The organism is Kutzneria sp. NPDC051319, from assembly GCF_040682195.1.
GTDB lineage: Bacteria > Actinomycetota > Actinomycetes > Mycobacteriales > Pseudonocardiaceae > Kutzneria.
Genome location: NZ_JBFBAM010000012.1, coordinates 221,631 through 227,848, shown reverse-complemented (window position 1 = coordinate 227,848; position 6,218 = coordinate 221,631). Strand labels below are relative to the sequence as shown.

Annotated in this window: 5 protein-coding genes; 4 read left to right on the top strand and 1 reads right to left on the bottom strand. The window is 70.6% G+C overall.

Annotated elements, in window-relative coordinates; translation table 11 throughout:
- Positions 1-139: 139 nt before the first annotated feature.
- Positions 140-823: an HNH endonuclease gene (locus AB0M73_RS15585; protein WP_198047207.1), complete on the bottom strand. Its 684-nt coding sequence runs from the start codon at positions 821-823 to the stop codon at positions 140-142.
- 152 nt (positions 824-975) lie between these two features.
- On the opposite strand from AB0M73_RS15585, the gene AB0M73_RS15580 reads away from it, so the two are divergent.
- From AB0M73_RS15580 to AB0M73_RS15565, 4 genes are all read left to right on the top strand, one after another.
- Positions 976-3,108: a prolyl oligopeptidase family serine peptidase gene (locus AB0M73_RS15580; RefSeq protein WP_363891277.1), complete on the top strand. Its 2,133-nt coding sequence runs from the start codon at positions 976-978 to the stop codon at positions 3,106-3,108.
- Between the two features lie 6 nt (positions 3,109-3,114).
- Positions 3,115-4,104: a mechanosensitive ion channel family protein gene (locus AB0M73_RS15575; RefSeq protein WP_363891276.1), complete on the top strand. Its 990-nt coding sequence runs from the start codon at positions 3,115-3,117 to the stop codon at positions 4,102-4,104.
- A 16-nt stretch (positions 4,105-4,120) separates the two neighbouring features.
- On the top strand, positions 4,121-4,504 hold the full coding sequence (locus AB0M73_RS15570) for a globin (protein WP_363891275.1): 384 nt from the start codon (positions 4,121-4,123) through the stop codon (positions 4,502-4,504).
- 102 nt (positions 4,505-4,606) lie between these two features.
- Entirely contained in the window at positions 4,607-6,202 is a 1,596-nt protein-coding gene (locus tag AB0M73_RS15565) for a glycoside hydrolase family 13 protein (RefSeq protein WP_363891274.1), read from the top strand.
- The last annotated feature ends 16 nt before the right edge of the window (positions 6,203-6,218 follow it).

Below are 6,218 nucleotides of genomic sequence, written 5' to 3'. Positions count from 1 at the left end.
CCGGAGACTTATTTGGTCACCCCGGGGCCCCACCACACCCGACCCCGGGGGGGGGGCCCCCCCCCCCCCCCCCCCCCCCGCCGCTCGTTTCGGCACGTACCCCGCTACCGCGGGCCGTTCACCCGGGCGAACCGCCGGCTCACGCCGCGGGCTCGCCCAGGTATGGCAGCCATTGGGGGTCGGCGTCGGCCACGCCCGCCAGCAGCCGCCAGTGCGGCCCCCGGGGCGCGGTCGGGACGACCAGCAGCCTCCAACCCAGTTCGGACAGCATCTTGTCGGCCTTGCGGTGGTTGCACTTGGCACAGCAGGCCACGCAGTTGGTCCAGCTGTGGGGACCCCCGCGCGAACGCGGCACCACATGATCGATAGTCTCTGCCCGCCCGCCGCAGTACGCGCAGCGGTAGCGGTCCCGGTGCATCAGCCCGGCCCTGGTCAGCGGCACCCGGCCGCGATAGGGGACCCGGACGTAGCTGGACAGCCGGATGACCGAAGGCACCACGACGCTGGCAGTGGAGGAATGCAGGATCAGACCGGCCGAGTCGCCGTGCACGACCTCGGCCTTGCCGCAGACCACCAGCACCACGGCCCGCCGCAGCGGTAACGCCGTCAGCGGCTCGAACGTGGCGTTGAGCAGGAGCACCCTGCGCCGACCCCAACTGGGCCCTGTCGGCGCACCACGCGCCCTGTCCTGGCCGACCCGGTCCGGATCCACGCTGGATACGTGGCCGCTGACCTGGGTCTGGGCAGGAACTTGAGACAGAGGGACCCGCGGCGCCACTCCCGATCTGGGGGCGCCGATCGGTATGGGTTGTCGGTCGGGCACGCGACCACCTCCACCGGTGCAGCCATAGTCGACCACACTTGACCCGCTCAACGCACGTGTGATGCATGACATGTCATGAACCCGTCGTCAAATCCATGGTGAACCGTGGCCTAACGGCGATCGTTTTCACCTAGGTCGCTACCCTTCGGCAGATGACCGAGGCACTCCCCCGTTTGACGGCGTCCTATCCACCGGCCGAGCGTCTGCCGCTCGTGGAGGACCTGCACGGACACGCTGTGTCCGACCCGTACCGCTGGTTGGAGGACCCGGCCGACGAGCGCACTGTCACCTGGTCGGCCGCACAGGACGGGGTCACGGAGTCTTGGCTGGCGGCACTGCCCGGCCGTGACGCGCTGCGCGGACGGCTGGAGCGGCTCACGGCGGCCGGCAGCGTCGGAGCACCCGTCTGGCGTAACGGCCGGGCGTTCTTCACCCGCCGCGACCCGGGCCAGGACCACGCCGCGCTCTGGCTGCGCGAGCGTGACGGCAGTGAGCGCGTCCTCCTCGACGTCACCGTCATCGACCCGTCCGGGCGCACGACCCTGGACACCTGGTCGCCGAGCCGCGAGGGCGCCCTCCTGGCGTACCAGATCTCGGTCGGCGGCAACGAGGAGTCGCTGCTGCACGTGCTGGACGTGGACAGCGGCGAGTTGCTCGACGGCCCGATCGACCGCTGCCGGTACAGCTCGGTGGGCTGGCTGCCCGGCGGCGAGGAGTTCTTCTACGTCCGCAGGCTGCCCGCGGACCAGGTACCGGAGGGCGAGCAGCTGTTCCACCGCCGCGTCTGGCGGCACCGTGTCGGCACGGACGCCGCCACCGACGTCAACGTGCACGGCGACGGCATGGACCCCACGTACTACTTCATGCTGTCCACCTCGGAGGACGGCCGCTGGCTGCTGGTCGACGGCCGGCGCGGCACCACGCAGCGCGAGGCTGTGTGGATCGCCGACCTCATGGCCGACGAGTTCGTGCTGAACGAGGTCGTGTCAGACGAGGGCGGAGCGCGGTGCAACGCGTGGGTCGCGGGCGACGGCCGCCTGTACCTGCTGACGACACTGGACGCCCCGCGCGGACGACTGTGCGTCGCGGACCCGCAGCAGCCGGGCCGTGAGCACTGGACCGAGCTCGTGGCCGAAGAGCACGACTCCGTGCTGGAGAACGCCGAGTGGGTGCGCGGCTCAGGTGAGGGCGACGGGGATCAGGGCGCCCACCTCGTGCTCCAGCGCACCCGCCACGCCGTGTCGGAGCTGCACCTGCACGAGCCGTCGACGGGCGCGCACGTGGGACAGGTGCCGCTGCCGAGCAAGGGCAGCCTGCACGGCATGACCATGACCGACGCGCGGACCAGCGGCCGCGAGGGCGTCATCTGGTTCGGCTGGACCGACTTCACCACGCCCACGTGCGTGCGCACCTACCGCGTCGGCGCGTCCGACACCGAGCTGTGGGCCGCCGCGCCGGGCGCCATCGAGGTGCCGGACGTACGCACCGAACAGCTCGAGTACGTGTCGCGCGACGGCACCGTGGTGCGCATGTTCGTCGTGTCGCCGCACGGCCGTCCCGACCAGCCGCTGCCGACGCTCGTCACCGGCTACGGCGGCTTCGCCCTCACGCGCCGTCCCGGCTACAACAGCAACGCCCTGGCCTGGGTGCAGTCCGGCGGCGTGTGGGTCCTCGTGTCGCTGCGCGGCGGCTCCGAGGAGGGCGAGCAGTGGCACCAGGCCGGTATGCGCGACCGCAAGCAGAACGTGTTCGACGACTTCCACTCCGCCGCCGAATACCTGATCCGCAACGGCTGGACGACGCCGGAGCAGTTGGCGATCTCCGGCGGATCCAACGGTGGTCTGCTTGTCGGAGCGGCGTTGACCCAAAGGCCGGAGCTGTACCGGGCGGTCGTGTGTTCCGCGCCACTGCTGGACATGGTGCGGTACGAGCGGTTTCTGCTGGGCAGGCTGTGGGCGGAGGAGTACGGCAGCGCCGCCGTGGCCGACGAGCTGGCTTGGCTGCTGGCCTACTCCCCGTACCATCGGGTGATCGAGGAGGTCGAGTACCCGGCCGTGCTGTTCGCCGTGTTCGAGTCGGACAGCAGGGTGGACCCGAACCACGCCCGCAAGATGTGCGCAGCGTTGCAGCACGCCACCAGCGCTGACCCCACCAAGCATCCGGTGTTGATCCGCCGTGAGACCGAGGTCGGCCACGCGGCGCGGTCGGTGTCGCGCAGCGTGGCGCTGGCCGTCGACGAACTCGGCTTCCTCGCCCATCAGATCGGCTTGGAGCTGGAGGACTGACTACATATGACCGGGCAGGACAACAACGTGGTCAAGGCGGCCGGATGGTTCGCCGACAATTGGCCGTTGTTAGTCACCGGGGCCATTCAGGTCGCGATCATCGTGGTGCTCGCCGTGGTGATCCGGCTGGTGCTCCACCGGATGATCGACAAGTTCACGCAGGGCAACGGCGAGATGCCGCCGCTGCTGCGCCCGCTGAAGGAGCGGGTGCAGCAGCTGCCCGCCCCGCAGCGGTCGGAGCGGCGGCGGCAGCGGGCCGCGACCATCGGCTCGGTGCTCAAGTCGCTGACCTCGCTGCTGATCTACGGCATTGCGTTCCTGACGATCATGAAGCAGCTCGGCTTCGACATCACGCCGATCATCGCCTCGGCCGGCGTGCTGGGCGTCGCGATCGGCTTCGGCGCGCAGTCGCTGGTCCGGGACTTCCTGTCCGGCGTCTTCATGATGCTGGAGGACCAGTACGGCGTCGGCGACGTGATCGACGCCGGCCAGGCCACCGGCACTGTCGAGGCAGTCGGCCTGCGCGTGACCACGCTGCGCGACGTCAACGGCACCGTCTGGTACGTGCGCAACGGCGAGGTCGTCCGGATCGGCAACTCCAGCCAGGGCTTCGCGGTCGCCGTCGTCGACGTGCCGCTCAGCCACCACGGCAGCGTGGACGAGGCACTGTCCGTGCTCGGCGAGGCCGCCGAGGAGGCGGTGAGCCAGGCGCCGCTCGCCGACGACGTGATGGACGCGCCACAGGTGCTCGGCGTGGAGAAGGTCACGTCGGAGGGCATCACGCTGCGGCTGACCGTCAAGGTTCGGCCCGGCCGGCAGTGGGCGACGCAGCGGGCGCTGCGGGCCCGCATCATGGGCGCGTTCGTGGCGGCCGGCATCGAGCTGCCGTTCGTGCGCACGCCGCCGAAGCCGGCCGAGGAGCCACCCAAGCCCGCACCGGCCCGGCCGCGCAGCACCGGCTTCGAGGACACCAAGGCGTCGGCCCCGGAAAGCTGAGTGCGAGGATAGAGACGTGGGAACGCCGCAGAACTTCTACGAGGCCGTCGGCGGCGAGGAGACGTTCCGCCGCATCGTCGGCCGCTTCTACGCCGAGGTCGCCAAGGACGAGGTGCTCCGTCCGCTGTATCCGGAGGAGGACCTCGGGCCGGCCGAGGAGCGTCTGCGGCTGTTCCTGATCCAGTACTGGGGCGGCCCGCACACGTACTCCGACCAGCGCGGACACCCCCGGCTGCGGATGCGGCACGCGCCGTTCACGGTCGGTCCGATCCAGCGGGACGCGTGGCTGCGCTGCATGCGGATCGCCGTCGACGAGGAGCGGCTGCCCGAGGCCGAGCGCCAGCAGCTGTGGGAGTACCTGGAGATGGCGGCCAACAGCCTGCTCAACACCTGGGTGTGAGATCCCGGTGAGAACGATCACTTCGCGGCTGACCACGGTTTTCCGCCTGGCGTAACCCATTAAGGGACAACCGATCCCGGACGGATGGCAATATGACACCCCGTGCGACGATCCGCTGACGTTCATACCGAGATCGCCGAGAAGTCGGCTTGGTGGCGCGACGCGGTCTTCTACCAGGTGTACGTCAGGTCCTTCGCGGACTCGGACGGCGACGGCGTCGGCGATCTCGAGGGCATCCGGTCCCGACTGGGCTACCTGGAGCTGCTCGGGGTCGACGCGCTCTGGCTGACGCCGTTCTACCGCTCGCCGATGGCCGACCACGGCTACGACGTCGCCGATCCACGGGACGTGGACCCGCAGTTCGGCGACCTGGCCGCGTTCGACCGTCTCGTCGCCGACGCGCACAAGTGCGGCATCAAGGTCACCGTCGACCTCGTGCCCAACCACACCAGCGACCAGCACGAGTGGTTCCAGGCCGCGCTGCGGGCCGGGCCCGGCAGCGTCGAGCGGGACCGGTACCACTTCCGTGAGGGCCGGGGCGGCGACGGCTCCCTGCCGCCCAACAACTGGACCAGCGTGTTCGGCGGGCCCGCTTGGACGCGGGTCGCCGACGGACAGTGGTACCTGCACCTGTTCGCGCCCCAGCAGCCCGACCTGAACTGGTCCCATCCCGAGGTTCGCGCCGACCTCGAGCGCACCCTCCGGTTCTGGCTCGACCGCGGGGCCGACGGCTTCCGCATAGACGTCGCCCACGGCATGGCCAAGCCGTACGGGCTGCCCGACATGGACCCCCGGGCCGAGATCGACGCCGGCGTGCTGCACGACAACACCCTGGACCCGCGGTTCGACGACGACGGCGTGCACGAGATCCACCGCATGATCCGGAAGGTGCTCGACGAGTACCCCAACGCCATGGCCGTCGGCGAGATCTGGGTCAAGGAGAACGAGCGGTTCACCCGCTACCTCCGGGCCGACGAGCTCCACCTCGGCTTCAACTTCCGCCTCGTGGAAGCCGAGTTCGACGCCGACTCCGTCCGCAACGCCATCGACTCCTCGCTCGCCGCCGTCACCTACGTCGACTCCCCCGCCACCTGGACCCTGTCCAACCACGACGTCGTCCGGCACGTCACCCGCTACGGCGACGGCTTACTCGGCCGTCAGCGCGCCCGGGCCATGGCCCTTGTCGAGCTCGCCCTGCCCGGCGTCGTCTACGTCTACAACGGCGAAGAACTCGGCCTGCCCAACGTCGAACTGCCCGACTGGGCCCTCCAGGACCCCATCTGGCTTCGGTCCGGGCACACCGACCGGGGCCGCGACGGCTGCCGCGTGCCCATTCCCTGGGAGGGCGACCAGCCCCCCTTCGGCTTCTCCTCCGGCGTCGCCACCTGGCTGCCCATGCCGCACGAGTGGGCCGGCCTCACCGTCGAGGCCCAGCTCGAGGACCCCGGGTCGATGCTGTCCCTCTACCGCCAGGCCCTCGAGCTCCGGAAGACCCATCCGGCCTTCGGCGGCGAGAGCCTCGAGTGGTACGGCGCCCCTCCCGGCTGCTTCGCCTTCCGCCGCAAGGGCGGAGGCCTCATCTGCGCCCTCAACACCGGCAGCGCCCCCGTGCCCCTGCCGCCCGGGCAGGTGCTGCTGGCCAGCGGGCCGATGGCCGCCGACCTCCTGCCTCCGGACACCGCCGTCTGGCTGGTGTGACGGCTTTCTCGTCCCG

Coding starts and splice junctions, on each gene's coding strand:
- AB0M73_RS15580 (WP_363891277.1), top strand. CDS start 976: ATGACCGAGGCACTCCCCCGTTTGACGGCGTCCTATCCACCGGCCGAG.
- AB0M73_RS15575 (WP_363891276.1), top strand. CDS start 3,115: ATGACCGGGCAGGACAACAACGTGGTCAAGGCGGCCGGATGGTTCGCC.